This is a genomic window from Streptomyces sp. NPDC090083 (genome assembly GCF_044747445.1).
Classification (GTDB): Bacteria; Actinomycetota; Actinomycetes; order Streptomycetales; family Streptomycetaceae; genus Streptomyces.
In genome coordinates this window covers 927,040-952,044 of record NZ_JBIVED010000003.1, presented here as the reverse complement: position 1 = coordinate 952,044, position 25,005 = coordinate 927,040, and the positions used below count along the sequence as shown (strand labels likewise).

Here is a 25,005-nt window from a genome sequence, read left to right as displayed (position 1 = left end):
GGTGTACGTGGCGGACAGCCGCGCCGGCGCCGCTCCAAGTGCCGTGGACCGTACGGGTGTTCCGGCGCGGGTGTCCGCCGCCGTCGCCCCCACGGTCCTCGCGCTCGGCGCGGTCAGCCTGATCACCGACGTGTCGTCCGAGATGGTGACCGCGGTCCTCCCGCTGTACCTGGTGACGGGCCTCGGCCTGTCACCGCTCGGCTTCGGTCTCCTGGACGGCGTCTACAACGGCTTCTCCGCACTCGTCCGGCTGGCCGGCGGCCATCTCGCCGACCGGGGCGGCGGCCGGCACAAGTGGATCGCGGGCCTCGGCTACGGCGTCTCGGCCCTCTGCAAACCGCTCCTCCTGCTCGCCCACACCCTCACCCCCATCGGCCTGGTCCTCGCCGCCGACCGCACGGGCAAGGGTCTGCGCACCGCCCCGCGCGACGCGCTCATCTCGCTCTCCTCCACCCCGGAGAACCGGGGCCGCGCCTTCGGCGTGCACCGCGCGATGGACACGGCGGGCGCGCTGCTCGGCCCGCTGGCCGCGTTCCTGATCCTCCGGGCGACGGTGGACGGGTACGACGCGGTGTTCACGGTGAGCTTCTGCGTGGCGGTGGTCGGGGTCCTGGTGCTGGTGCTGTTCGTGCCGGGATCTCCGTCGACCGCCGCGCCCCGCACGGAGAAAACCGTAGGGGTCGAGGACGAGAAGGCCGCACGCCCGACTCTGGGCGCCGCCCTCGCGCTCCTCGCCCGGCGCGACCTGCGCCGTGTCACCGTCTGCGCGCTCCTCCTCGGCCTGGCGACGGTCAGCGACTCCTTCGTGTACCTGCTGCTGCAACGGCGGCTCGGTGTCCCCGACCGCTGGTTCGCGCTGCTGCCGCTGGGCACGGCGGCGGCGTTCCTGCTGCTGGCCGTGCCGCTGGGCCGGCTCGCGGACCGGGTCGGCCGCTGGCGGGTGTTCCTCGGCGGCCACGGCGCGCTCCTCACGGCGTACGCCCTGCTGCTGACGTCCTGGCACGGCACGGCCCTCCCCTACGCCGTCCTCGTCCTGCACGGCGCCTTCTACGCGGCGACCGACGGCGTGCTCATGGCGGTGGCCTCGGACAGCGTGCCGGAGCGACTGCGGTCGTCGGGGCTCGCGTTGGTGCAGACCGGGCAGGCGGCGGCGCGGTTCGTGTGCTCGCTGGGGTTCGGCGCGGCGTGGACGCTGTGGGGCGACCGTACGGCGCTGACGGCGTCGGCGGTGGCGCTGGCGGTCTGCGCTGTGTCCGCCTTCGTCCTCCGCCCGGGCCGACCCGTTCTGGAGCCTGCCTCATGACCCTGCGCAACCGCCTCCTGGTCCTCCTCGCCGCCGTGGCCGCGCTCGCCGTGGTGGCCACGGCGTCGGTCCTGCACGCGTCGGCCCGTGCCGAGCGCCGGAACGAGGCCCGGCCCGGCGGCCCGCGCGTCACCGCGGGCCGGGTCACCCTGACGGCACCCGGCACGATGGTGTTCCGCAACATGGCCTGGGGCCCGCACCGCGACGAACTCACCACCGTCCCGGCCGCGGCCCCGGCCGGCCCCCGCACCGCCTCGGGCCTCAAGTGCCTCCGTTTCTACGCCGCTGCGGGCACAGGGGTGTGTCTCCAGGCGGTCCACGGCACGGTCACGGACACGTACCGCGCGCTGATCCTGGACGCCCGCCTCAAGGAGACGGCCCGCTACGACGTCCCCGGCATCCCCTCCCGTGCCCGGGTCTCCCCCACGGGTCGCTTCGCCGCGTGGACGGCGTTCGTGGGCGGTGACTCGTACGCCGGGACGAACTTCTCGACGCGGGCGGCGATCGTGGACACGCGGACGGGGAAGCTGATCCCGACGCTGGAGTCGTTCCGGATCGTCAAGGACGGCCACGTCTACCACGCGGCGGACGTCAACTTCTGGGGCGTGACCTTCGCGGCGGACGACCGCACGTTCTACGCGACGCTGGCGACGAAGGGCAGCACCTACCTGGTCCGGGGCGACCTGCGCACCCGTACGGTCAGCACGCTCCACGCCAACGTCGAATGCCCGTCCCTCTCCCCCGACGGCACCCGCGTCGCGTACAAGAAGCGGGTCAAGGGCCTCCCGAAGGACGCGCCCTGGCACCTGTACGTCCTCGACCTCCGCACGATGCGCGAGACGCCCCTGGCGGAGTCGAGAAGCGTGGACGACCAGGCCGTGTGGCGCGACGACCGCACGATCGTCTACGCCCTCCCCGGCGACTACGGCGCCGACCTCTACACCGTCCCGGCGAACGGCACGGGCAGGGCCCGACTGCTCAGCGATGCGGCGGTGTCCCCGGCGTACATCCGGTAACGGAACCGACACCGCTTGGCGCCCGGCGTCCCCGTCGGAGCGTGAAGGGGCTACAGCACCGGCAAATTCTTCCGCAGCTCGAACGCCGTGACCTCGCTGCGGTACTCCTCCCACTCGCTCTTCTTGTTGCGGAGGAAGAAGTCGAAGACGTGCTCGCCCAGGGTCTCGGCGACGAGGTCGCTGCGTTCCATGAGGGTGAGGGCCTCGCCCAGGTTCTGGGGCAGGGGCTCGATGCCCATCGCGCGGCGTTCGGCGTCGGAGAGGGCCCAGACGTCGTCCTCGGCGCCCGGGGGGAGTTCGTAGCCCTCCTCGATGCCCTTGAGGCCGGCGGCGAGGAGGAGGGCGTAGGCCAGGTACGGGTTCGCGCCCGAGTCCAGGGAGCGGACCTCGACGCGCGCGGAGCCGGTCTTGCCGGGCTTGTACATGGGGACGCGGACCAGGGCGCTGCGGTTGTTGTGGCCCCAGCAGATGTACGAGGGGGCCTCGCCGCCGGCGCCCGCGGTGCGCTCGGAGCCGCCCCAGATGCGCTTGTAGGAGTTGACCCACTGGTTGGTGACCGCGGAGATCTCCGCCGCGTGCTTGAGCAGGCCCGCGATGAAGGAGCGGCCGACCTTGGAGAGCTGGTACTCGGAGCCGGACTCGTAGAACGCGTTCCGGTCGCCCTCGAAGAGGGAGAGGTGGGTGTGCATGCCCGAGCCGGGGTGCTCGGAGAACGGCTTCGGCATGAACGTGGCCTGGACGCCCTGCTCCAGCGCGACCTGCTTCATGACGAGGCGGAACGTCATGATGTTGTCGGCGGTGGAGAGCGCGTCGGCGTAGCGGAGGTCGATCTCCTGCTGGCCGGGGGCTCCCTCGTGGTGGGAGAACTCGACCGAGATGCCCATCGACTCCAGCATGGTGATCGCCTGGCGGCGGAAGTCCATGCCCACGTTCTGCGGGGTGTGGTCGAAGTAGCCGGAGTTGTCGGCGGGCGTCGGGCGGGAGCCGTCCAGGGGGCGGTCCTTCAGCAGGAAGAACTCGATCTCCGGGTGGGTGTAGAAGGTGAAGCCCAGGTCGGAGGTCTTGGCGAGGGCGCGCTTGAGGACGTAGCGCGGGTCCGCGAAGGACGGGGAGCCGTCCGGCATGAGGATGTCGCAGAACATGCGGGCCGTGCCGGGGGCCTCGGCGCGCCACGGCAGGACCTGGAAGGTGGAGGGGTCCGGCTTGGCGATCATGTCGGACTCGTACACACGGGCGAAGCCCTCGATCGCGGAGCCGTCGAAGCCGATGCCCTCGTCGAAGGCCTGTTCCAGCTCGGCGGGGGCCACGGCGACGGACTTGAGGAAGCCCAGCACGTCCGTGAACCACAGCCGTACGAACCGGATGTCGCGCTCCTCCAACGTCCGGAGCACGAACTCCTGCTGCTTGTCCATCTTCCGCTTCCCCATCCTTGCTGGTCAGGCCGCCTGTCCTCGTACCGCAGGAGGCGGTCGGGCACCTGAGCATCCCACCACAGCACCGTTTCGTGCGCGTTGCCGACCATGATCGACCGGCTGTCTTCGGGCTGAACGGCTCGCGTACGACAGGTGTCCTGCGCTGTCGCCCGTCTTCCGACCATCTTGCCCGCTCGGACTGGCATTCGTCATGCCTGGTCCGGGGGTGACCCGGGTCTTCCCCAACTTTGCTGTGGGCCCCCTACGGGAACCCCTTGGTCGCCACTACGATCAGCAGGGCCCGACCTTCCTGTCCCTTCCCCCAAAAGGACACATACCTCATGGGTTCCGCCAAGAACACCGGCAGCGCGGCGCGCAAGGCCCGCATCGAGGAGATGCGGCGGGCGGAGCAGTCCCGCGAGCGGCGCGGCCGGATCGTGAAGATCGCGGCGAGCACGGTGGTCGCCGCCGGTCTCGTCGTCGGTGGTGTCGCCGTCGTGCACGCGCAGTCCGGCAAGGACGGCAAGGACAGTTCCGCGAGCGACTCGAAGAGCGGCGGTTCGGGCCGCTTCGTCGTCGGCGCCGACGGGGTGAGCACGTGGAAGGGGACGCTGGGCCGTACCCACGTCTCCGGCACGGTGAAGTACCCGATGCACCCGCCGGTCGGCGGCAACCACAACCCGGTCTGGCTGAACTGCAACGGCGACGTCTACCCGAAGGCCGTCAAGGACGAGAACGCGGTGCACGCGCTGGAGCACGGCGCGGTCTGGGTGACGTACACCTCGAAGGCGCCGGCGGCGGACGTGAAGGCGCTGGCGGCGAAGGTGAAGCGGACGCCGTACTCGCTGATGAGTCCGTACGAGGACCAGAAGGCGCCGATCATGCTGTCGGCGTGGGGGCACCAGCGGACGGTGAAGAGCGCGAGCGACCCGGACGTGGACTCGTTCTTCTCGAAGTTCGTGCAGGGCAGCCAGACGCCCGAGCCGGGTGCCTCGTGCACCGGCGGGACGATGTGACGTGAGGGCGTACATCGGGTGGGTCGCGGGTGCCGCGGCCGCCGTGCTGGTAGCGGCCGGCGCGATCACGTACGCCGTGGCCGAGGACGGCAGCGGCGGCGGCTCGGGCGATCCGGCCGTCCCGGCGGCGGATTCGGCGGACGCCGGGTTCGCGCGGGACATGGCGGTCCACCACCAGCAGGCCGTCGAGATGTCGTACATCGTGCGGGACCGTACGAAGAACGTGGAGGTGCGGCGGCTCGCGTACGACATCGCGCAGACGCAGGCCAACCAACGGGGCATGCTGCTGGGCTGGTTGGACCTGTGGGGGCTGCCGAAGGTGTCGGCCGATCCGCCGATGACCTGGATGGGCATGGGTGACATGGCGTCCGGGAAGGACGGCGCGCTGATGCCGGGGATGGCGACCAACTCCGAGCTGAAGAAGCTGGGTTCGCTGAGCGGCAGGCCCGCCGAGGTGTTCTTCCTCCAGCTCATGACGGACCATCACAAGGGCGGCGTCCACATGGCGCAGGGCTGTGTGGACAAGTGCCGCGTGGGTGTGGAGAAGCGGCTCGCGCAGGGGATGGTCGACGCGCAGCGGTCGGAGATCCGGTTGATGGCCGACATGCTCAAGGAGCGTGGCGCGGAAGCGCGTTCGTAAAGCGTCACCGGATGTTCGTTACCTGCCCGTAAGGAAAAAAGCCCCCAATTCGCCCTGGATGAAGGTTCCTTGGGCTTCTCTTGACTTTTGCGTTCCCCTGGCATGAACGGTTCATCGAAAGAGTGGCCCCCATCGCGTGATCCCTTCACGGAACCTCCCCGCCGCAGGTTCCGTACGGATCGCCGATGACCGACCACTCCATGCGTCGAACCGCATAGCAGGGGGTTTTATGAGATCCAATCGCGCCACCATGCGCGCCGGCGTGAGCATGGCAGCGACACTGCCCATGATCGCCGGTGCTCTGGCGCTCGGCATACCCGCGGCGCACGCCGCGGGCAACCCGGGCCGGGACACCCTCGCGGGCACCAAGCCCGCGTGGGCCACGGCCAAGGCGGACAAGGGAGCGACCTCCGACAGCTCCCGGGTCTCCGCGCGGGTCTATCTCGCCGGCCGGAACGCGTCCGGTCTCGCGGCGTACGCCAAGTCCGTCTCGGACCCGAGTTCGGCCCTGTACGGCAAGTACCTGAGCGCCGCTCAGGTGCAGCAGCGCTTCGGCGCCACGACGGCCCAGGTGACCGCCGTCAAGTCCTGGCTGAAGTCCGCCGGGCTGAAGGTCACCGGCACCACCCAGCACTACGTCACGGTCTCCGGTGACGTGGCCGCGGTCGAGAAGGCGTTCAGCACCTCGCTGCACAACTACGCGAAGGGCTCGAAGACCTACCGCGCCCCGTCGAAGACGGCCTCCGCGCCGGACAGCCTCAACGGTGCTGTCCTGACCGTCACCGGTCTCGACAACGCGCCGCACAAGGCGAGCCACGACGACCAGCTGCCGGGCCCGGCCACGGTGTTCAAGAACGCGGGACCGTTCTCCTCGTACTACGGCTCCAACACCGCGACCACCCTCCCCTCGGCCTACGGCAAGAAGATCCCGTACGCCGTCAAGGGCTACACCGGCAAGCAGCTGCGGGCCGCCTACGGCGCCGGCAAGTACACCGGCAAGGGCGTGCGCGTCGCGATCACCGACGCCTACGCCTCGCCGACCATCGCGTTCGACGCGGCCACCTACGCGAAGAACCACGGCGACGCCAAGTGGACGACCAGCCAGCTGCGGCAGGTCCTCCCCTCGCAGTACACCAACACGGGCGCCGACGAGTGCGACGCCTCGGGCTGGTACGGCGAGGAGACCCTCGACGTCGAGGCCGTGCACGCGGTGGCCCCGGGGGCGAACGTCACGTACGTGGGCGCCGCCTCCTGCATGGACGACGACCTGCTCGACTCGCTCAGCAAGGTCGTCGACAACCACCTGGCCGACATCGTCTCCAACTCGTGGGGCGACATCGAGGCCAACCAGACCCCGGACCTCGCGGCCGCCTACGACCAGGTGTTCCAGCTGGGCGCGGTCGAGGGCATCGGCTTCTACTTCTCCTCCGGTGACAACGGCGACGAGGTCGCCAACACCGGCACGAAGCAGGTCGACACCCCGGCCAACTCGGCGTGGGTGACGGCGGTCGGCGGTACCTCGCTGGCGGTCGGCAAGGGCGACAAGTACCTGTGGGAGACCGGCTGGGGCACCGAGAAGGCCTCGCTGTCGGCCGACGGCAAGAGCTGGACCGGCTTCCCCGGCGCCTTCACCTCGGGCGCGGGCGGCGGCACCAGCAAGACGGTGAACGAGCCGTACTACCAGAAGGGCGTCGTCCCCGACTCCCTGGCCAAGGCCAACAGCGCCACCGGCAACCGCGTCGTCCCGGACATCTCGGCGATCGCCGACCCGAACACCGGGTTCAAGGTGGGCCAGACGCAGACCCAGGCGGACGGCTCGGAGTCGTACAGCGAGTACCGGATCGGCGGCACCTCGCTGGCCTCCCCGGTGATCGCGGCGGTCCAGGCCCTGGCCCAGGAGGCGCGCGGCGGCAAGGCGATCGGTTTCGCCAACCCGTCGATCTACGCCAAGTTCGGCACGAAGGTCTACCACGACGTGACCGACAACCCGACGGGCTCCGGCCTGGCGGTGGCACGCGTGGACTTCGCCAACGGCTACGACGCCACCGCGGGCCTGCTGACCTCGGTCCGCAGCCTCGGCAAGGACAGCTCGCTGTCCGCGGTCAAGGGCTACGACGACGTGACCGGCGTGGGTTCGCCCGCGAACGGCTATGTCTCGTCGTTCGTCCCCGCGAAGGGTCACCACTGACCCGGTAGGCGGTGAACGAGCCACCTGTCGATGGGGTGGCGTGGGGTATCCGACACCCCGCGCCACCCCATCGCGTCTCACTGACGATTACAGTGGACCCGTGCCTCCACTGAACTTCTGGTCGATCTATCAGCACGGCTTCGCCCGCGTCGCCGCCTGCACGGGCCACACCGTGATCGCGGACCCGCACGCCAACGCCGAGGCCGTCCTGCGCCACGCCCGCCGCTGCGACGAGGAGGGCGTCGCGGTCGCCGTCTTCGCCGAGATGGGCCTGTGCGGCTACTCCATCGAGGACCTGCTCCTCCAGGACGTCCTCCTGGACCAGGTCGAGGAGGCGCTGCGGGACGTGGTCGCCGGCTCGGCCGACCTCCTCCCGGTCCTGGTCGTCGGCGCCCCGCTGCGCCACCGCAACCGGATCTACAACTGCGCGGTCCTCGTCCACCGGGGCCGCGTCCTGGGCGTCGTACCGAAGTCGTATCCCCCGAACTACCGCGAGTTCTACGAGCGCCGCCAGATCGCCGACGGCGCGGACGAGCGCGGCGGTTCGATCCGGGTCGGCGGGGAGACGGTCCCCTTCGGCGTGGACCTGCTGTTCGCGGCCCAGGACGTCCCCTCGCTCGTCCTGCACGCGGAGATCTGCGAGGACATGTGGGTGCCGGTGCCGCCCAGCGCGGAGGCGGCCCTCGCGGGCGCGACGGTCCTCGTCAACCTCTCCGGCAGCCCGATCACCGTCGGCCGCGCCGAGGACCGCAAGCTCCTGTGCCGCTCGGCGTCCGCCCGCTGCCTCGCCGCGTACGTCTACGCGGCGGCCGGCCTCGGCGAGTCGACGACCGACCTGTCCTGGGACGGCCAGGCGATGGTCTACGAGAACGGCGCGCTGCTGGCCGAGACGGACCGCTTCCCGCTGGGCGACGAGTACGCGGTGGCCGACATCGACCTCGACCTGCTGCGGCAGGAACGGCAGCGGATGGGCACGTTCGACGACAACCGCCGTACGCACCGGGCGCGGACGGCCGACTTCCGCACGGTGTCCTTCGCACTCGCCCCGCCGCTCACGGACTTGGGCCTGCGCCGCCGTCTGGAACGCTTCCCGTTCGTGCCGGCCGACGCGGAGCGCCTCGCGCAGGACTGCTACGAGGCGTACAACATCCAGGTCGAGGGCCTCCAGCAGCGGCTCGCCGCGATCGGCGGCCCGAAGGTGGTCATCGGGGTCTCCGGCGGCCTCGACTCCACGCACGCGCTGATCGTCGCCGCCCGTGCGATGGACCGGGCGGGGCGCCCGCGGAGCGACATCCTGGCGTGGACGCTGCCCGGTTTCGCGACCAGCGACCACACCAAGGACAACGCGCACGCGCTGATGCGGGCGATCGGGGTGACGGCGGCGGAGCTGGACATCACGCCGACGGCCCGGCTGATGCTCAAGGAGATGGACCACCCCTTCGCCTCCGGCGAGCCGGTCTACGACGTCACCTTCGAGAACGTCCAGGCGGGCCTGCGCACCGACTACCTCTTCCGCCTGGCCAACCAGCGGGGCGGCATCGTCCTCGGCACCGGCGACCTCTCCGAGCTGGCGCTCGGCTGGTCCACGTACGGCGTCGGCGACCAGATGAGCCACTACAACGTCAACTCCGGCGTCCCCAAGACCCTGATCCAGCACCTCATCCGCTGGGTGGTCAGCAGCGACCAGTTCGACGAGGAGACCGGCAAGATCCTCACCGCGATCCTCGACACGGAGATCAGCCCCGAGCTGGTACCGGGCGAGGAGATGCAGTCCACGGAGTCGAAGATCGGCCCCTACGCGCTGCACGACTTCACCCTGTTCCACGTCCTGCGCCACGGCTTCCGCCCGTCGAAGATCGCCTTCCTCGCCTGGCACGCGTGGCACGAGGCGGAGGCGGGGGCCTGGCCCCCCGGATTCCCCGAGGCGAAGCGCGTCGCGTACGACCTCCCCGAGATCCGGCGCTGGCTGGAGGTCTTCTGCCGCCGCTTCTTCGGCTTCGCCCAGTTCAAGCGCTCCGCGATGCCCAACGGCCCGAAGGTCTCGGCGGGCGGCTCGCTGTCGCCGCGGGGCGACTGGCGGGCGCCCTCGGACGGCTCGGCCACGGCTTGGCTGGCCGAACTGGCGCGGTTCGACTAGGAGTCGATCGTCGGCGGGGGCGGTGACCCGGCGCCTCGCGGGCCGGCCGGCGGCCGGGCCTGCGCCCGAGAGGTCAGCGGGTCAGGGCCTCGGCCTCGGTCCCGTGCGGTACGTGGGTCGCGATCACGCGTTCGCGGCCCGGTACCGACCTGCGCCGGTCCACCGTCGCCGCCGTGGCCGCGACGCCGAGGCCCAGGAGCGCCAGCAGCGCGCCGGCCAGCGCGGGGGACGTGGCGCCGAAGCCCGCCGCCAGCGTCAGGCCGCCGATCCACGCTCCGCCCGCGTTGGCCAGGTTGAAGGCCGCCTGGTTGGCCGAGGAGGCCAGCGACGGGCCTGCCGACGCCTTTTCCATCACCATCAGCTGGAGCGGGGAGCCCGTCACGAACGCGGCCACGCCCAGGAGGACCACCGCCAGGGCCGCCGTCCACTCGGTCGACATCAGGAGCGGGAACAGGGCCAGGACCGCCGCCAGGGACGTCAGGCCGCCGAACAGGGTGCCGCGGAGGGAGTGGTCCGCCAGCCGGCCGCCCACGAGGTTGCCCACCGTCGCGCCCACGCCGAACAGCGCCAGCAGCAGCGTCACGCTGCCGTCGGCGAAGCCCGCCGCGTCCGTCAGCATCGGGGTGATGTAGCTGTAGGCGGAGAAGAGCGCGCCGAAGCCCGCCACCGTCGTGCCCAGGGCCAGCCAGACCGGGAGGGACTTCAGCGCCGCCAGTTCGCGGCGCAGGCCCGCCTGCGGGGCGTGCGCGTGGTCGTGCGGGATCAGCAGGGCCAGGGACGCTATCGCCACCAGGCCGATCGCGCTCACGCCGAGGAACGTGGCCCGCCAGCCCAGGTGCTGGCCCATCAGCGTGGCCGCCGGCACGCCCACGACGTTGGCGACCGTGAGGCCGAGGAACATCAGGGAGACGGAGCGTGCCTTGCGTTCCGGCGCGACCATCGTGGTGGCGACCACCGCGCCCATGCCGAAGAAGGCGCCGTGCGGCAGGCCGCTCAGGAAGCGCGCCGCCAGCAGCGAGTCGTAGCCGGGTGCGAACGCCGACAGCGCGTTGCCCGCCACGAACAGGCCCATCAGGCCGATCAGGACCGTGCGGCGGGAGAGGCGGGTGGTCACCGCCGCGAGCAGCGGAGCGCCGATGACCACGCCCAGCGCGTACGCCGAGACCAGGTGTCCGGCGGTGGGGATGGTGACGTGCAGGTCGTCCGCGACCTCGGGCAGGAGGCCCATGATCACGAACTCGGTGGTGCCGATACCGAAAGCGCCGACGGCCAGGGCGAGCAGGGCCAGGGGCATGGAGGAGCCTGTGCCTTTCACGGGAGAGCGGAGTTCCGTACTGAGCTTAAGTTCAGTTCCGGAACAAAGACTCCCAGGCGCTCTATTCCACGAGGTTAAGAGCTCGTGTCGAGGTTCACACGGGCCGCGATCGGGAGGTGGTCGCTGCCGGTCCTGGGCAGCGTCCACGAAGTGACGGGCTCGACGCCCTGGACCATGATCTGGTCGATCCGGGCCATCGGGAACGACGCCGGCCAGCTGAACCCGAAGCCGCTGCCCGCCGCGCCCTGCGTGGAGCGCATCTGGGAGGTGACGGCGTTCAGGGAGCGGTCGTTCATCGTGCCGTTCAGGTCGCCGAGGAGGATCTTCCGCGTGAGCGGCTCGGCGGCGATGGCCTCACCCAGCGCGTCGGCGCTCGTGTCCCGCTGCCGGGCCGTGAAGCCCGCCTCGATCTTCACCCGCACCGACGGCAGATGGGCGACGTAGACCGCGATCCGGCCCTCGGGGGTCGCCACGGTGGCGCGCATGGCGCGCGTCCAGCCCAGCTTTATGTCGACGGCCTTGACCCCGCTCATCGGGTACTTGCTCCACAGGCCGACGGTGCCCTCGACCGAGTGGTACTTGTACGTCGGCGCGAGTGCCTTCGCGTACGTCGGGACCGCCGACGCCGTCAGCTCCTCCAGGGCGACGACGTCCGCGCCGGACGCGGCCACGTCACGGGCGGTGCCGGCCGGGTCGGGGTTCTCCGCGTTCACGTTGTGCGTGGCCACCGTGAAGTCGCCGCCGGTGCCGGTCTTGTCGCTGAGCAGCAGGCCGCCGAAGAGGTTCAGCCAGACGGCCGTCGGCAGGACGATCGCGATGAGCGCCGTCGCCGACCTGCGGACCATGGCGAGGACCAGCAGGACCGGGATCAGCAGCCCGAACCAGGGCAGGAACGTCTCTGTGAGGCTGCCGAGGTTGCCGATCCGGTTCGGGATGCGGGAGTGCAGGAACATGACGAGGGCGAGGACGAGCGCCAGCGCGGCGAGGATCAGGCCCCGGCGCCAGATCCTCGGGTCGCCGCGCCAGCCGCCGGCCAGTCTGTTCCACAGGCGCCGAAGCCGGGATCCGCGCGGCTCGTCCCCCGAGCCGTCGTCCGTCTCCGTCACATACGCCTGCTGTGCCATACCGTCGCCTCACTACCTGCCGTGCACACCATCGTCCCCGCGCCTACGACCCTAGGGGATGATCGGTTCCGATCCGCCGTCCCATGACGGCCGTACGGGCACGAGGACGAACAAGTCGGCGTCCGGAGTTCCGAACACACGCGGCTCCAGCGGCTTCTGTGACGGAACGCGCACATTCGCGCGGCCCGGGAACCCGCTACGGACCGACCGGCCGCAGGGCCACCAGCACGGTGTCCACGAGGAGTTCGGACAGCCCCTCGGGGAGATCCGCGTCGACACGCATGACGGTCCGCAGGAGCATCGGCCCGACGATCATGTCGTTCATCAGCTCGGCGTCGATGTCGGTGCGGAGTTCACCGCTCTCCTGACCGCGGCGCAGGAGTTCCACCTGCCGGCGGCGGCGCGGCTCGACGACGGTCGCGTGGTACGCGTCCCACAGCTTCGGGGTGCTCTTCATCTGCGCGTACACGTTGTGCAGCAGCGCCGACGACCGGGTCATCAGGCCGCGCTGGCGCAGCTGTTCGGTCATGGCCACGAGGTCGTCGCGCAGGGAGACGCCGGGCAGTTCGGGGTCCTGCGGCTCGGCCTCGCGGACGACGTCGACGAACAGTTCCTCCTTGCCCGGCCAGCGGCGGTAGATGGTGGCCTTGCCGACCCCGGCGGTACGGGCGATGCGCTCGATGGAGAGTTCGGCCAGCGGCACGCCGTCCTCCAGGAGCTTCATCACCCCTTCCGTGATGGCCCGTTCGACGGCCTCGCTGCGCGGGCGTCCCCGGGCCGGGGCGCACGCCCGGGTCCGGCTCCCGGTGCCGTGGTCGGCAAGGCTCACTTCACTCCGTCCTTTCGCTGTACCCCCGTTCGCGTCCTCGGGCGATTGTCGCCGCTACTCTCCGACGACGACCAACTCCTGCTCCTCCTTGCCCTCCTGAGGAACCGGCGGCTTCCCGGGCAGGAACACGAACGCCACCACGGCGCCGATCACCGCGACGCCCGCGCCGCACAGGGCGGTGACGTGCATGGCGTGCAGGAAGGCGTCGTTGGCCGGGGTGACCAGGGCCCTGCCCTGCGGTCCGAGCTTCGCGGCGACACCGAGGGTGGCCTCGATGGACTCGCCGGCGGTGTCCCGCAGCGCGGCCGGGACCGAGCCGAGCTTGCCCTCGATGCCGTTGCGGTACGCCGTGGACAGCACCGAGCCGAGGACGGCGATGCCGAGCGCGCCGCCGACCTGCCGGAAGGTGTTGCTCAGCGCGGACGCGGAGCCCGCCTTCTCGCGCGGCAGGGCCTGCATGATGACGACGCTGGTCGGGGTCATGACGTGGGCCATGCCCGCGCCCATGAGGAAGAAGATGACCTCCAGGATCCAGATCGGCGTATCCGCCTTCAGGGTCGCGAAGGCGGCCAGCATCGCGGCGAGCACCGCCAGGCCGACACCGGTCGTGACCTTGTTGCCGAACCGGTTGACGACCAGCCGGGCGCGCGGCGCGAAGACCATCTGCGCGGCGGCCAGCGGCAGCATCAGCAGGCCGGTCTGCAGCGGCGAGTAGCCGCGCACGCTCTGGGTGTAGAAGACCGAGAAGAAGGTCACGCCCATCAGCGCGAAGAAGACCAGCGCGATGGCGGCGATGGCGGCCGAGAACACCTTGTTCTTGAAGTACGTGACGTCGATCGACGGGTGGTCGCTGCGCTTCTCGAACCAGACGAACCCGGCGAGCACCACGACACCGGCGATGATCGTCGACAGCACCTTGGGCGCCGTGAAGTCGGCCAGTTCGCCGCCCTCGATGATGCCGTAGACCAGCAGGACGAGGCCTACGACGGACAGGATGACGCCGACCGGGTCGAGGCGGCCGGGCCTCGGGTCGCGGGAGTCGGGGACCAGCCAGATCATCAGGGCCAGGGCGATCACCACGATCGGGACGTTGATCAGGAAGACCGAGCCCCACCAGAAGTGGTCGAGGAGGACGCCGCCGGTGATCGGGCCGATCGCGATGGCGAGGCCGACGCCGCCGGCCCAGATGCCGATGGCCTTGGGCTGCTCGTCGCGCTCGAAGACGTTCATGAGGACGGCGAGGGTGGCGGGCATCACGAAGGCCGCGCCGAGCGCCATGAGGGCGCGGTAGCCGATGAGCTGGTCGGGCGAGCCGGACTCGGCGGCGAGCGCGGAGCCGATGCCGAACACGAGGAGACCGCCGAGCAGGACCTTCTTGCGGCCGATCCGGTCGCCGAGGAGGCCGGCGGTGAACAGCAGGCCCGCGAAGACGAGGGTGTAGGCGTTGATCGCCCACTCCAGCTCGCTCTGTGTCGCGCCCAGGCCGGTCGGGGCCGGGGTGGAGATGGTCTTGATGGCGACGTTGAGGATCGAGTTGTCGAGCACCACGATGAGCAGGCTCAGCATCAGCACGCCGAGGATGGCCCAGCGGCGGCGGTGCACCGCTTCGGGTATCCGGGTGCCAGGGACGGGTGGAGTGGTCATGCGGTCCAGACTAGGGAGCGGCTGGAGATTTACGATACGGGACCGTGCCGTATCGTAAATATTTTACTCAGGCCTTACGTACCGGTCGGGACGTGACGGGGGCTACGGGGGTCCCTCTGGCCCTCGGTGGCACGAGGTGCCACCATGGAGGGGATCCGGGGACGCCGTGAGGGCGCCTCGAGATGACTGAAGGAGCCGTTGCAATGACGCAGCTTTCGGCTGCCCAGGCTGGCACGAACAGCTCCTCCGACGGCAGCAAGGCGCTGTACGGAGGCAAGGGCACACGCCGCATCACCGTTCGCGACATCGGCCTCGCCAAGGAGCGCGGCGAGAAGTGGCCCATGCTCACCGCCTACGACGCGATGACCGCGTCCGTCTTCGACGAGGCCGGCATCCCGGTCATGCTCGTCGGTGACTCGGCGGGCAACTGCCACCTCGGGTACGAGTCGACCGTGCCCGTCACCCTCGACGAGATGGCCATGCTGTCCGCCGCCGTCGTCCGGGGCACGAGCCGCGCCCTCATCGTCGCCGACCTGCCGTTCGGGTCCTACCAGGAGGGTCCGGTGCAGGCGCTGCGCTCGGCGACCCGGCTGGTGAAGGAGGCGGGCGTCGGGGCCGTGAAGCTGGAGGGCGGTGAGCGGTCGCACGAACAGATCCGGCTGCTCGTCGAGTCCGGGATCCCGGTGATGGCGCACATCGGCCTCACCCCGCAGTCCGTGAACGCGATGGGGTACCGGGTCCAGGGGCGGGGCGAGGAGGCGGCCCAGCAGCTGCTGCGGGACGCGAAGTCCGTGCAGGACGCGGGGGCGTTCGCGGTCGTGCTGGAACTGGTGCCGGCCGAGCTGGCGGCCGAGGTGACCCGGGTGCTGCACATTCCCACGGTCGGGATCGGCGCCGGGGTCGAGACGGACGCGCAGGTGTTGGTGTGGACCGACATGCTGGGGCTGACCGGCGGGAAGATGCCGAAGTTCGTGAAGCGGTACGCGGATCTCCGCGGGGTCATGGGCGACGCGGCGCGGGCGTTCGCGGAGGATGTCGTGGGCGGGACGTTCCCCGCCGAGGAGCACTCCGTCCACTGACCGGTCCGGCCCGTCCGGCCCATCCGAACCACTGCGGCACCATGGCAGCCCGCCGATCATCCCCCGTCGGCGGGCTGCCCCTTTTTGCCGCCCGCCGCCCGCCCCTGTAGGCGGCTGTAGGCGGGCTGTCGGTGGTTTGTCGGCGGGCGCTGGCACTGTCTTCCGCATGACGCGAATCGACAAGAACTCCGGCGGCACGGCGGTGTCCGTGCGGGGGCTGGTCAAGCACTACGGCGAGACCAAGGCGCTGGACGGCGTCGACCTGGACGTCCGGGAGGGCACCGTGATGGGTGTGCTCGGGCCGAACGGTGCCGGCAAGACCACCCTCGTACGCATCCTGTCCACGCTGCTCGCCCCGACCTCCGGCGAGGCATCCGTCGCCGGCTACGACGTCCTGCGCCAGCCCCGCCAGCTGCGCCGGGTGATAGGCCTCACCGGCCAGTACGCCTCCGTGGACGAGAAGCTCCCGGGCTGGGAGAACCTGTACATGATCGGGCGGCTGCTCGACCTGTCCCGCAAGGACTCCCGGGCCCGCGCCGACGAACTGCTGGAGCGGTTCTCGCTGACGGACGCCGCCAAGCGGCCGGCGAGTACCTATTCCGGCGGTATGCGGCGCCGGCTCGACCTGGCCGCCTCGATGATCGGGCACCCGCAGGTGCTGTTCCTCGACGAGCCGACCACCGGTCTCGACCCCCGCACCCGCAACGAGGTGTGGACCGAGGTGAAGTCCATGGTCGGCGGAGGCGTGACCGTGCTGCTCACCACCCAGTACATGGAAGAGGCCGAGGCGCTCGCCTCCGAGCTGACCGTCGTCGACCACGGCAAGGTCGTGGCACAGGGCGCCATCGATGCCCTGAAGGCCCGGGTCGGCGGACGCGCGCTGCGCATCCGGCCTGCCGACCCGCTGCAACTGCGGCCGCTGGCGCGGGCGTTGGACGAGCTGGGGATCACCGGCCTGGCCACCGTCACCGTCGACGTGGAGAGCGGGACCGTGCTGGTGCCGATCCTCAGCGACGAGCAACTGACCGCCGTGGTGGGCGCGGTGACCGCACGCGGCCTCACCATCGCCTCCATCACCACCGAACTGCCCAGCCTTGACGAGGTGTTCCTGTCCCTCACCGGTCACCGCGCCAGTGCCCCGCAGGACTCCGTGCCCACCCACGACCGCGAGGAGGTCGCCGTATGAGCGCCGTCGCCGTGAGCTCCGCCGATGTCGCGGCGGATCCCCGTATCCCGCTGCGCAACCATCTGCGCCACACCGGCGCGCTGATCCGCCGCAACCTGCTGTGGATCCGGCAGGACCCGGAGTCGATGTTCGACGCCATCCTGTTCCCGGTGATCTTCACCCTGCTGTTCGTGTACGTCTTCGGCGGCTCGATCGGGCAGTCGTTGGGCGGCGGGCAGGAGGCGTACGTGCAGTACGTCGTGCCCGGACTGCTCGCCATGATGGGCATGAACATGGCCCAGGGGGTGGGCACCGGCTTCAACACCGACTTCCACACCGGGGTCATGGACCGGTTCCGGTCCCTGCCCATCGGACGCGCCTCGGTGCTGATCGCCAAGATCGCGGTCGAGATGATGCGCATGCTCGTCGCGTCCGCGGTGCTGATGGTCGTCGGCGTCCTGGTCGGCTTCCACATCCACCACTGGCTCGGCATGTTCGCCGCGATCGGGCTGTCCGCGGTCTTCGGCTCGGCCCTGATGTGGGTGTTCCTCACCCTCGGCGTGACCATGAAGAGCGCGCAGTCGGTGCAGGCCATGGGCTTCCTGGTGCTGATGCCGCTGCAGTTCGGCTCGTCGATCTTCGCGCCGACCCAGTCGATGCCGGGCTGGCTGCAGAACTTCACCGAGTACAACCCGCTCTCCGCCCTGGCGGACGCGGCCCGCGGACTGATGGTGGGCGGCCCGGTCGCCCACGGCGCGCTGCTGACCCTCGCCTGGTCGGTGGGGCTCACCGCGGTGATGGCGCCCATCTCGATCTACAAGTTCCGCACGAAGACCTGACCGGGCCGGACCGGAACGCTCCACAGCCGCGTCCCACCGGTACGCGTCGGCGTCACACCAGGGCGGCGGCCTTCTCCATCGAGAGGCCGCCGCCCCCGGCGTACTCGGCCTCGTGGGTCTCGTAGGCCTCGTCGCCGAGCGCGGCACGCGCGCCCCGCTCGGCCCGGAGGTAGACCTCGCGCTCCATCGACGTCGCGACATGCCCCCGCGGCAGCAGCGCCCGCGCCGTGACGAGGCAGCGGACGGCGTCACGGGCCCGGCCGCCGCCGTCGATCTCGGCCAGGGCTATCGCGGCCACTCCCAGGTACAGCGGGGCCATGTGCGGGGCGATGGCCTCGGACAACGGGTCGCCCGCCCGGCGCAGCGCCCCCCTGATCTTGTCCAGTGCCTCGTCGTGGTGGCCGTCGACGGTCGCCACCCAGGCTTCGAGACCGAGGATGTACGCGTCGAAGACGACGAAGTGGGAGACGGAGAACTGCTCGCGCAGCAGGAGCAGTTGCTCGCGCGCCTCCACGGGCCGGCCGGTCATGGCGAGGTAGCCCGCGAGGAACATGCGGGCGGCGGGCATCGCCTCGTTGCCCCCGCGGTACGGCTGGTTCTCGATCACCTCGCGCAGGATGCGCTCCCCCCGCTCGGACTCGCCGCCCTCGACGAGCGCGCTGCCGAGCCGGGCGCCGAGGACGGCGGTCTGGCCGTGCGCGCCGAGCCGTTCGGCGTGCTCGATCGCGGCCTGGTAGTCGGCGGCGGCGAGCTGGAACTCGCCGACGCGTTCGCGGGCCTCGGCGCGGGCGGAGAGCGCCTCGGCGGTGCCCCAGGCGTCACCGAGGCGGCGGAAGATCTCCAGCGACTCGTCGGCGTCGCGGGCCGCGTCGCCCGCCCAGTCGCTGCGGTTGGCGAGCATGTTGGCGCGCATCTGGAGGGTGGTGGCCAGCTCCCACTCCATGCCGGGGGTGGCACGGCAGGTGCGGACCCCGGCTTCGAGGATGCCGGGCAGCCGCTCGACGCTGCCGGTCATGAGCACGGCGTAGAACCAGAGCATGCCGGGGGTGCGGCAGGTCTGCGGGAAGCCGGGTTCGTAGACCTCGGTGATCAGGCGCAGTTTCTCCTTGGCCTTCGGGGCCTGCCAGGCCTCCAGTTCCGTGTCCATCCAGCCGAGATGGGCGAGGTGGAGGCCGCGCCTGGCCTCGTCGAGGAGTTCGCCGGTGAGCGGGGGCGGGACGTCGGTGCAGCGCTGCCAGACGGGGGTGGCGCGCCGGACGGGGGCGGCGAAGGGGTCGGGGCCCAGCGCCATCACCTCGACGCACCAGTTGCGGGCCTCGATGCGGACGTCGCGCATCTGCCAGTACCAGACCAGCGAGAGGACGAGGCAGATCGCCTCCTGCTCGTCGCGTTCGGCGACGGCGTGCCGCAGGGCGGTGCGGAGGTTCTCGTACTCGCGCTCCAGCCTTTCCACGGCGGCGAGTTGGCCGGGGCCGCGCAGCAACGGGTCGGTGGTGCGGGCGAGTTCGCGGTAGTACGTCAGGTGGGCGCGCTCGGCGCGGGGGCGCAGCCCGGCTTCGTCGAGGCGTTCGCCCGCGTACTCGGCGACGGTCTCCAGGAGCCGGTAGCGCATCTCGCCGTCGCCCGAAGGGGCGGCCACCACAAGGGACTTGTCGACGAGGGAGCCGAGGGTCTCGAACGCGACGGGGCCGCAGACGGCCTCGGCGGCGGCGAGTTCGCAGCCGCCGGCGAAGACGGACAGGGTGCTCAGGACGTCCCGTTCGTCGGCGTCGAGCAGGTCCCAGGACCAGTCGACGACGGCCCGCAGGGTCTGCTGGCGGGGCAGGAGCGTACGGCTGCCGGAGGTGAGGAGGCGGAAGCGGTCGTCGAGCCGGTCGGCGATCTGACGTGGCGTCAACATCCTGAGCCGGGCAGCCGCGAGCTCGATGGCGAGCGGCAGTCCGTCGAGCCGGCGGCAGATCTCGGCGCAGGCCTCGGGGTCGTCCTCGACCCTGAACCCGGGCCGGGCGGCAGCGCCGCGGTCGGCGAGCAGCCGGAGTGCGACGGGGGCCGGCAGCGGCTCCACCGGGCGCAGCAACTCGCCCGGTACGCCCAGGGGTTCGCGGCTGGTGGCGAGGACGGTGAGGCCGGGGCAGTGTTCCAGCAGGGTCTCCACCAGGCGGGCGGCGGCGTCCACGACGTGTTCGCAGTTGTCGAGGATCAGCAGCATCCGGCGTCTGCCGCAGTGCTCGGCGAGCCGCTCGACGGGGTCGTCGTGCCGCTCGCCCCCGGCGGCCCTGATCGCCTCGGCACCGGCGCCGTACATCACGGTCTCGCGGGCGCCGACGGCGGTGAGGACGGCTTCCGGTACGGCCTCGGGGTCGTCCACGGGGGCGAGTTCGGCCAGCCACACCCCGTCCCGCGCCGCGTCCCGCATCCCCTCGGCGGCCTCCTGCGACAGCCGTGTCTTTCCGGCGCCGCCGGGCCCGAGCAGGGTCACCAGGCGGGCGGCGGCGAGGTCGCTCCGGATGACACCGATGTCGGCTTCGCGGCCGACGAAGGAGGTGAGGCGGGCGCGGAGGTTGCCGGGCAGGGAGGTGGCGGGGGCGCGGTCGCCGGAGGCCCGGCTGTCGGGCCCGGGTCCGCCGCCGTCGGCGTCACCGGTCGGCCCGGTGTCCTCCGGGTTGAGCAACTCCCCGTGCAGCGACCGCAGTTCGGAACCGGGGTCGGAGCCGAGGCGGTCGGCGAGCAGCCGGCGTACGTCCTCGTAGGCGGCCAGGGCCTCCGCCGTGCGGCCCGTCGCGCGGAGGGCTCGCAGGCGCAGGGCCTGGAGGGGTTCGTCGAGGGGATGGGAGTCGCAGAGGGCGGTCAGTTCGGGCAGGGCGGTGTCCGCCTCGCCGAGGGCCAGCGCGGCGGTGAGGCGGGCGCGGCGGGCGTCCAGGTGGCGGGTCTCCCGGCGGGCCGCCTCCGCGGTGCGGTCGGGGAGGTCGGCCAGCGCCGGGCCGTGCCACAGGGCGAGCGCGTCGTCCAGGACCTCCGCCGCCTTCGCGGGGTTGCCGTCGGCCAGCGCGCGCAGCCCCTCGCCGGTCAGCCGCTCGAAACGGTGCAGGTCGATGTCGTCGGGGGCGGCGGCGAGCCGGTACCCGCTCTCCACCGAGGTGATCGCGTCGGCGCCGAGCGTCCGGCGCAGCCTGCCCACCAGCGCCTGGAGCGCGCCGGTCGCGTCGGCGGGCGGGTCACCGGCCCACACCTCGTCCACCAGCAGGCTCGCGGGGACGGCCTTGCCGGGCCTCAGGGCGAGGACGGTGAGCAGGGCGCGCAGCCGCGCCCCGCCGACCGGGACGGCCGAGCCGTCGGGACGGAGTGCCTGGGTGGTGCCGAGGATGCGGTAGCGCACGGGGTCCATTGTCTCTGCTGGCGACCGGGGCGGTCACGGGGTCGGGCGGGCACGGCGCGGGATGTCCGCGACGGTGGTGGCCGGGACGGGGGTGGCCGGGACGAGGGAAGGCGGCCCGGAGTCGTGGAGGGCGGGCCGGAGTTCCATGGGCCCACCTTCCCCGGAACCGACGGCCGCTCGCGAGACGTTTTCCCCCTGGGCCCGGTACCGTCGGGCTTCGCGTCCACCGACCCAGCAGGGAGCCCACCCACCCATGACCGCCACCACCACCCGCCCCAGCGACCGGCGGATCAGTCCCGTCTTCGTCGGGATCCTGGCCGTCACGGCGGTGACCGGCTGGGCCACCTGGACCGGGTTCGCCGAGCAGCCGGGCGTCGCCGTGTTCCTGTTCGTGACGGCGGCCTGGATCGTCTCCCTGTGCCTGCACGAGTACGCGCACGCCCGCACCGCCCTGCACAGCGGGGACATCTCCGTCGGCGCGAAGGGCTACCTCACCCTCAACCCGCTGAAGTACACGCACGCGCTGCTCAGCATCGTGCTCCCGGTGATCTTCGTCATCATGGGCGGCATCGGTCTCCCCGGCGGCGCGGTGTTCATCGAGCGCAACCGCATCCGGGGCCGGTGGCGGCACAGTCTGATCTCGGCGGCCGGTCCGCTGACGAACGTGCTGTTCGCGGCCGTCTGCACCGCGCCGTTCTGGCTGCACGCGCTCGACGGGGTGCCGCGGGACTTCCGGTTCGCGCTGGCGTTCCTGGCGCTGCTCCAGGTCACCGCCGCGCTGCTGAACTTCCTGCCGGTGCCGGGCCTCGACGGCTACGGCGTGATCGAGCCCTGGCTGTCGTACAACGTCAAGCGGCAGGTCGAGCCGTTCGCGCCGTTCGGCCTGCTGTTCGTGTTCGCGCTGCTGTGGGTGCCGTCGGTCAACACGTACTTCTTCGACGTGATCGACGCGATCCTGCGCGGCCTCGGCATCAGCGACTTCGAGACCTACTGCGGGCAGAACCTGTACCGCTTCTGGCAGGGCGGCAACGAGTTCTGCTCGATCAGCCGGTGACGGACCTGCCGCGCTTCAGGTAGTACCAGCACATGTTGGACGAGAGGCCCGCGAGCAGGACCCACACGATCCCGATCCAGCTGCCCTCGACGAAGGACACGACCGCCGCCGCCACGGCGAGCAGGCAGACGACGAGGGCGTAGACGGCGAGGCGGGGCATGGGATCGGCTCCTGTCGGAACAAGGGGGGCACTGATGGTCGGTCGCCACCAGTGTCCCCCACCCGCTCAGACGTCCGTGACGCGCAGTCCCGCGTGTGCCTTGTAGCGGCGGTTGACGGAGATCAGGTTCGCGACCAGGGACTCCACCTGGTGGGCGTTGCGCAGCCGCCCGGCGAAGACCCCGCGCATGCCGGGGACACGGCCGGCCAGCGCCTGGACGATCTCGACGTCGGCGCGCTCCTCGCCCAGCACCATCACGTCCGTGTCGATCTCGGCGATCTCGGTGTCCATGAGCAGCACCGCCGACAGGTGGTGGAAGGCGGCGGCGACCCGCGAGTCGGGCAGCAGGGCGGCGGCCTGCTCGGCGGCGCTGCCCTCCTCCGGCTTCAGCGCGTAGGCGCCCTTCTTGTCGAAGCCGAGCGGGTTGACGCAGTCGACGACGAGCTTGCCGGCCAGTTCCTCGCGCAGCGACTCCAGGGTCTTGCCGTGGCCGTCCCAGGGCACGGCGACGATCACGACGTCGCTGCGGCGCGCGGTCTCGGCGTTGTCGGCGCCCTCGACCCCGTGGCCGAGTTCCTCGGCAGCGGCCCGGGCGCGCTCGGCGGCGCGGGAGCCGATGATCACCTTCTGGCCGGCCTTGGCGAGCCGGTACGCGAGGCCCTTGCCCTGCGGCCCGGTCCCGCCGAGCACGCCGACGACCAGTCCGGAGACGTCGGGGAGGTCCCACGGGTCCTTGGCGGGGGCCTTCGCGGGAGCGGTACCGGAGGGCGTCGCGGGGGTCTGTGCAGCACTGTCGGTAGAGGTCATGGGCCGACTTTACGTCCGCCTCCGCACCCGCACCGGCTCAGGTGAGGTCCGTCACGGGCACCCGCCGGAACGTGATCGTCTCGTACGCCCCGAAGTCGCCGGTCTCGTAGAGGAGTCCGACCGTGTCGTCGTCGATCCGGACCAGGTCGGAGTAGGCGGCGGGCAGTCCGTCGACCGTGTGCACGGGGCGCCAGGTGGTGCCGGCGTCGGTGGAGGCGCGCAGGGTCATCAGGGCGCGGGCGGCCGGGTCGCCGGGGCCGGAGTACAACAGCACGTCGGGGTCGCGGAGTTGGAGGACGCTGGCCTCGCAGACGGGGGCGGTGAGGCCGGCCTGCGGGCGGAACGGCTTGACCAGGGTGGTGCCGCCGTCGGCCGAGTACGCGTCGGCGCGGTGGCCGGGGGCGGTCGCGTCGTTGCGGGTGTTGAAGTAGACGCGCCCGTCGGGGAGTTCGGCGGCGGTGGTCTCGTTGCAGTTGACGTAGCCGTTCGGGTTCTCGTCGAGGTAGCCGAGGGACCAGGTCTCGCCCCGGTCGTCGCTGAGCAGGCAGTGGCCGCTGTTGTACTTGCCCTCGTTGCCGACGTCCGTGCCGGTGGGCGGGATCGTGTGGTTGCCGGGGACGACCACCCGGCCGGTGCTCAGCTGGATCGCGTGTCCGGGCGTGGTGGCGTACCAGCGCCATTCGGGCTTCTTCACCTGCGCGGTGATCTCCTTCGGGGTCGACCAGGTGACGCCGTCGTCGTCGCTGTGGCACACCCACACCCTGCGCCCGTCGGCCGCCGTGACCTTGCCGCGCAGGATGGCGTCCTCGGTGGCGGTCGCGGCGGCGCGGACGTGGACGAGCAGGACGCGGCCGGTGTCGAGGACGACGGGGGCCGGGTTGCCCGCGAGGCCGCCGCCGTTGTCGGCGGCGACGGTCTGCGGGCCCCAGGTGCGGCCGCCGTCCGTGGAGCGCCGCAGCACGATCTCGATGTGGCCGTGGTCGCTCGCGGAGTCGAACCGGCCCTCGCAGAACGCCAGGAGGGTGCCGGCGGCGGTCACCACGACCGCCGGGATGCGGTAACTGGCGTGACCTTCCTGGCCCGCGGTGAAGGGGACGGATGCTTCTGTCATGACTTGACTCCTTGTGTGACCGTTGGTTCCTTGTGGGGCCTATGCGCCCGCACCATCCCCAAGTCGGGCGAATTCGCGGTGAACTCCACGTCACGAACGGCCGGTTGGGGCAGGATGCGCGGACATGGATGCCGTACGGGTCGCGCTGCTGCGTGAAGTGCTCGCCGGGACCGAGTGGTTGGGGGCCACGCGGCGGTTCGCGGGGGTGTTGCGCGGGTCGGTGGTGTCGCACGGGGGCGGGCTGCTGCTGGTGGGCACGCCCGGCTACGAGCCGTGGCATCTCGCGGCGCACTTCGTGGACGAGGCCGCCTGGTCGGGCACGCCCGAACTGGCACCGACTCTCGTACGGCATGACGCGCGTCCCACCGATCCGGCGCATCTGGCGGTCGGGCTCGGCCGGATCGAGGCGGTCCGGCGCGGTGAGACGCTGCTGGTGGTGTCACCGGAAGGGCCGGGCGATCCGCTCCTGGAGCGCGTCCACGACGCCCGCCGGGCCGGGGCGACCGTCCTCTCCCTGGGCTCCGAGAACCGCGAACTCGCCTCCCTGGCCCACGAGTCGCTCCCCGTCCCGCCGGGCACGGACCTGGACCTGGACACCGTGCAGCACCTGGTGAGCGCGGCGGCCGGGGAGAACGTGCTGCCGGTGACGCGGGGGCGCCGCCGGTTCCGCGACCGGGTGTCGCGCCTGACGGACCACCTGACGGCCCCGCCGCCCGCGCCCTGGTAGGGCGTCTCCCGCCCGTCCCGGGCCGTCCGCCGAGCGGCGGACGGGAAAATCGGTTGCCACTCC

At 71.5% G+C, this 25,005-nt stretch carries 20 protein-coding genes; 11 read left to right on the top strand and 9 right to left on the bottom strand.

Going from position 1 to position 25,005, the window contains the following annotated elements; all coding sequences use genetic code 11:
- Position 1 precedes the first annotated feature (1 nt).
- Both ACIPTO_RS15275 and ACIPTO_RS15270 read left to right on the top strand, forming a co-directional pair.
- Positions 2-1,303: an MFS transporter gene (locus ACIPTO_RS15275; protein ID WP_401191965.1), complete on the top strand. Its 1,302-nt coding sequence runs from the start codon at positions 2-4 to the stop codon at positions 1,301-1,303.
- Complete coding sequence (locus ACIPTO_RS15270) at positions 1,300-2,319, top strand: TolB family protein (protein WP_401191963.1); 1,020 nt, start codon at positions 1,300-1,302, stop codon at positions 2,317-2,319. Before ACIPTO_RS15275 ends, ACIPTO_RS15270 begins: the two co-directional genes overlap by 4 nt.
- 50 nt (positions 2,320-2,369) lie before the next feature.
- Here ACIPTO_RS15270 and glnA read toward each other — a convergent pair whose 3' ends face one another.
- A complete protein-coding gene (glnA, locus tag ACIPTO_RS15265; protein WP_352183541.1) occupies positions 2,370-3,731 on the bottom strand; it encodes a type I glutamate--ammonia ligase in 1,362 nt (453 codons plus the stop codon).
- A 341-nt stretch (positions 3,732-4,072) separates the two neighbouring features.
- On the opposite strand from glnA, the gene ACIPTO_RS15260 reads away from it, so the two are divergent.
- From ACIPTO_RS15260 to ACIPTO_RS15245, 4 genes are all read left to right on the top strand, one after another.
- Positions 4,073-4,747 carry a DUF3105 domain-containing protein gene (locus tag ACIPTO_RS15260; RefSeq protein WP_366314282.1) on the top strand — a complete coding sequence of 225 codons (675 nt, stop codon included), beginning with the start codon at positions 4,073-4,075 and terminating at the stop codon, positions 4,745-4,747.
- A gap of 1 nt (position 4,748) precedes the next feature.
- Positions 4,749-5,387, top strand: a complete 639-nt coding sequence (locus tag ACIPTO_RS15255) for a DUF305 domain-containing protein (RefSeq protein WP_401191961.1) — start codon at positions 4,749-4,751, stop codon at positions 5,385-5,387.
- Positions 5,388-5,616: 229 nt separating this feature from the next.
- Positions 5,617-7,575, top strand: a complete 1,959-nt coding sequence (locus ACIPTO_RS15250) for a protease pro-enzyme activation domain-containing protein (protein WP_401191959.1) — start codon at positions 5,617-5,619, stop codon at positions 7,573-7,575.
- Positions 7,576-7,675: 100 nt separating this feature from the next.
- Positions 7,676-9,712: an NAD(+) synthase gene (locus tag ACIPTO_RS15245; protein ID WP_401191957.1), complete on the top strand. Its 2,037-nt coding sequence runs from the start codon at positions 7,676-7,678 to the stop codon at positions 9,710-9,712.
- Between the two features lie 73 nt (positions 9,713-9,785).
- Here ACIPTO_RS15245 and ACIPTO_RS15240 read toward each other — a convergent pair whose 3' ends face one another.
- The 4 genes from ACIPTO_RS15240 to ACIPTO_RS15225 all read right to left on the bottom strand — a co-directional run bounded on the left by ACIPTO_RS15240 (position 9,786) and on the right by ACIPTO_RS15225 (position 14,624).
- Positions 9,786-11,006, bottom strand: coding sequence for an MFS transporter (locus ACIPTO_RS15240; RefSeq protein WP_401191954.1), 1,221 nt, complete (start codon positions 11,004-11,006; stop codon positions 9,786-9,788).
- Between the two features lie 95 nt (positions 11,007-11,101).
- On the bottom strand, positions 11,102-12,151 hold the full coding sequence (locus ACIPTO_RS15235) for an endonuclease/exonuclease/phosphatase family protein (RefSeq protein ID WP_401191952.1): 1,050 nt from the start codon (positions 12,149-12,151) through the stop codon (positions 11,102-11,104).
- Between the two features lie 196 nt (positions 12,152-12,347).
- Positions 12,348-12,980: a TetR/AcrR family transcriptional regulator gene (locus ACIPTO_RS15230; RefSeq protein WP_401191950.1), complete on the bottom strand. Its 633-nt coding sequence runs from the start codon at positions 12,978-12,980 to the stop codon at positions 12,348-12,350.
- Between the two features lie 54 nt (positions 12,981-13,034).
- Positions 13,035-14,624: an MFS transporter gene (locus tag ACIPTO_RS15225; RefSeq protein WP_366314268.1), complete on the bottom strand. Its 1,590-nt coding sequence runs from the start codon at positions 14,622-14,624 to the stop codon at positions 13,035-13,037.
- Positions 14,625-14,827: 203 nt separating this feature from the next.
- Here ACIPTO_RS15225 and panB point away from each other — a divergent pair, with 203 nt between their 5' ends.
- The 3 genes from panB to ACIPTO_RS15210 all read left to right on the top strand — a co-directional run bounded on the left by panB (position 14,828) and on the right by ACIPTO_RS15210 (position 17,707).
- A complete protein-coding gene (panB, locus tag ACIPTO_RS15220) occupies positions 14,828-15,703 on the top strand; it encodes a 3-methyl-2-oxobutanoate hydroxymethyltransferase (protein WP_366314266.1) in 876 nt (291 codons plus the stop codon).
- A gap of 166 nt (positions 15,704-15,869) precedes the next feature.
- A complete protein-coding gene (locus ACIPTO_RS15215) occupies positions 15,870-16,889 on the top strand; it encodes an ATP-binding cassette domain-containing protein (RefSeq protein WP_401191946.1) in 1,020 nt (339 codons plus the stop codon).
- Positions 16,886-17,707 (top strand): ABC transporter permease, encoded by an 822-nt coding sequence (locus tag ACIPTO_RS15210; RefSeq protein WP_366314262.1) that lies wholly within the window; start codon positions 16,886-16,888, stop codon positions 17,705-17,707. Before ACIPTO_RS15215 ends, ACIPTO_RS15210 begins: the two co-directional genes overlap by 4 nt.
- A 52-nt stretch (positions 17,708-17,759) precedes the next feature.
- On the opposite strand, the gene ACIPTO_RS15205 is transcribed toward ACIPTO_RS15210, so the two are convergent.
- Positions 17,760-21,092, bottom strand: a complete 3,333-nt coding sequence (locus ACIPTO_RS15205) for an AfsR/SARP family transcriptional regulator (RefSeq protein WP_401191943.1) — start codon at positions 21,090-21,092, stop codon at positions 17,760-17,762.
- Positions 21,093-21,336: 244 nt separating this feature from the next.
- Here ACIPTO_RS15205 and ACIPTO_RS15200 point away from each other — a divergent pair, with 244 nt between their 5' ends.
- Complete coding sequence (locus ACIPTO_RS15200; RefSeq protein WP_366314259.1) at positions 21,337-22,137, top strand: site-2 protease family protein; 801 nt, start codon at positions 21,337-21,339, stop codon at positions 22,135-22,137.
- On the opposite strand, the gene ACIPTO_RS15195 is transcribed toward ACIPTO_RS15200, so the two are convergent.
- From ACIPTO_RS15195 to ACIPTO_RS15185, 3 genes are all read right to left on the bottom strand, one after another.
- On the bottom strand, positions 22,127-22,297 hold the full coding sequence (locus ACIPTO_RS15195; protein WP_352183527.1) for a hypothetical protein: 171 nt from the start codon (positions 22,295-22,297) through the stop codon (positions 22,127-22,129). The genes ACIPTO_RS15200 and ACIPTO_RS15195 overlap by 11 nt on opposite strands.
- 66 nt (positions 22,298-22,363) lie before the next feature.
- On the bottom strand, positions 22,364-23,104 hold the full coding sequence (npdG, locus tag ACIPTO_RS15190) for an NADPH-dependent F420 reductase (protein WP_401191940.1): 741 nt from the start codon (positions 23,102-23,104) through the stop codon (positions 22,364-22,366).
- A gap of 37 nt (positions 23,105-23,141) precedes the next feature.
- The gene (locus ACIPTO_RS15185) at positions 23,142-24,215 is read right to left on the bottom strand and encodes a sialidase family protein (protein WP_366314254.1); all 1,074 of its coding nucleotides are present in this window, start codon (positions 24,213-24,215) and stop codon (positions 23,142-23,144) included.
- Between the two features lie 124 nt (positions 24,216-24,339).
- Here ACIPTO_RS15185 and ACIPTO_RS15180 point away from each other — a divergent pair, with 124 nt between their 5' ends.
- Positions 24,340-24,942, top strand: a complete 603-nt coding sequence (locus tag ACIPTO_RS15180; protein WP_366314252.1) for a hypothetical protein — start codon at positions 24,340-24,342, stop codon at positions 24,940-24,942.
- Positions 24,943-25,005: the final 63 nt, after the last annotated feature.

Excerpts from the sequence above, each read along its gene's own strand:
- ACIPTO_RS15270 (WP_401191963.1), top strand. The coding sequence starts at position 1,300 with ATGACCCTGCGCAACCGCCTCCTGGTCCTCCTCGCCGCCGTGGCCGCG.
- glnA (WP_352183541.1), bottom strand. The coding sequence starts at position 3,731 with ATGGACAAGCAGCAGGAGTTCGTGCTCCGGACGTTGGAGGAGCGCGAC.
- ACIPTO_RS15260 (WP_366314282.1), top strand. The coding sequence starts at position 4,073 with ATGGGTTCCGCCAAGAACACCGGCAGCGCGGCGCGCAAGGCCCGCATC.
- ACIPTO_RS15250 (WP_401191959.1), top strand. The coding sequence starts at position 5,617 with ATGAGATCCAATCGCGCCACCATGCGCGCCGGCGTGAGCATGGCAGCG.
- ACIPTO_RS15240 (WP_401191954.1), bottom strand. The coding sequence starts at position 11,006 with ATGCCCCTGGCCCTGCTCGCCCTGGCCGTCGGCGCTTTCGGTATCGGC.
- ACIPTO_RS15235 (WP_401191952.1), bottom strand. The coding sequence starts at position 12,151 with ATGGCACAGCAGGCGTATGTGACGGAGACGGACGACGGCTCGGGGGAC.
- ACIPTO_RS15225 (WP_366314268.1), bottom strand. The coding sequence starts at position 14,624 with ATGACCACTCCACCCGTCCCTGGCACCCGGATACCCGAAGCGGTGCAC.
- panB (WP_366314266.1), top strand. The coding sequence starts at position 14,828 with ATGACGCAGCTTTCGGCTGCCCAGGCTGGCACGAACAGCTCCTCCGAC.
- ACIPTO_RS15215 (WP_401191946.1), top strand. The coding sequence starts at position 15,870 with ATGACGCGAATCGACAAGAACTCCGGCGGCACGGCGGTGTCCGTGCGG.
- ACIPTO_RS15210 (WP_366314262.1), top strand. The coding sequence starts at position 16,886 with ATGAGCGCCGTCGCCGTGAGCTCCGCCGATGTCGCGGCGGATCCCCGT.
- ACIPTO_RS15205 (WP_401191943.1), bottom strand. The coding sequence starts at position 21,092 with ATGGACCCCGTGCGCTACCGCATCCTCGGCACCACCCAGGCACTCCGT.
- ACIPTO_RS15200 (WP_366314259.1), top strand. The coding sequence starts at position 21,337 with ATGACCGCCACCACCACCCGCCCCAGCGACCGGCGGATCAGTCCCGTC.
- ACIPTO_RS15195 (WP_352183527.1), bottom strand. The coding sequence starts at position 22,297 with ATGCCCCGCCTCGCCGTCTACGCCCTCGTCGTCTGCCTGCTCGCCGTG.
- npdG (WP_401191940.1), bottom strand. The coding sequence starts at position 23,104 with ATGACCTCTACCGACAGTGCTGCACAGACCCCCGCGACGCCCTCCGGT.
- ACIPTO_RS15185 (WP_366314254.1), bottom strand. The coding sequence starts at position 24,215 with ATGACAGAAGCATCCGTCCCCTTCACCGCGGGCCAGGAAGGTCACGCC.
- ACIPTO_RS15180 (WP_366314252.1), top strand. The coding sequence starts at position 24,340 with ATGGATGCCGTACGGGTCGCGCTGCTGCGTGAAGTGCTCGCCGGGACC.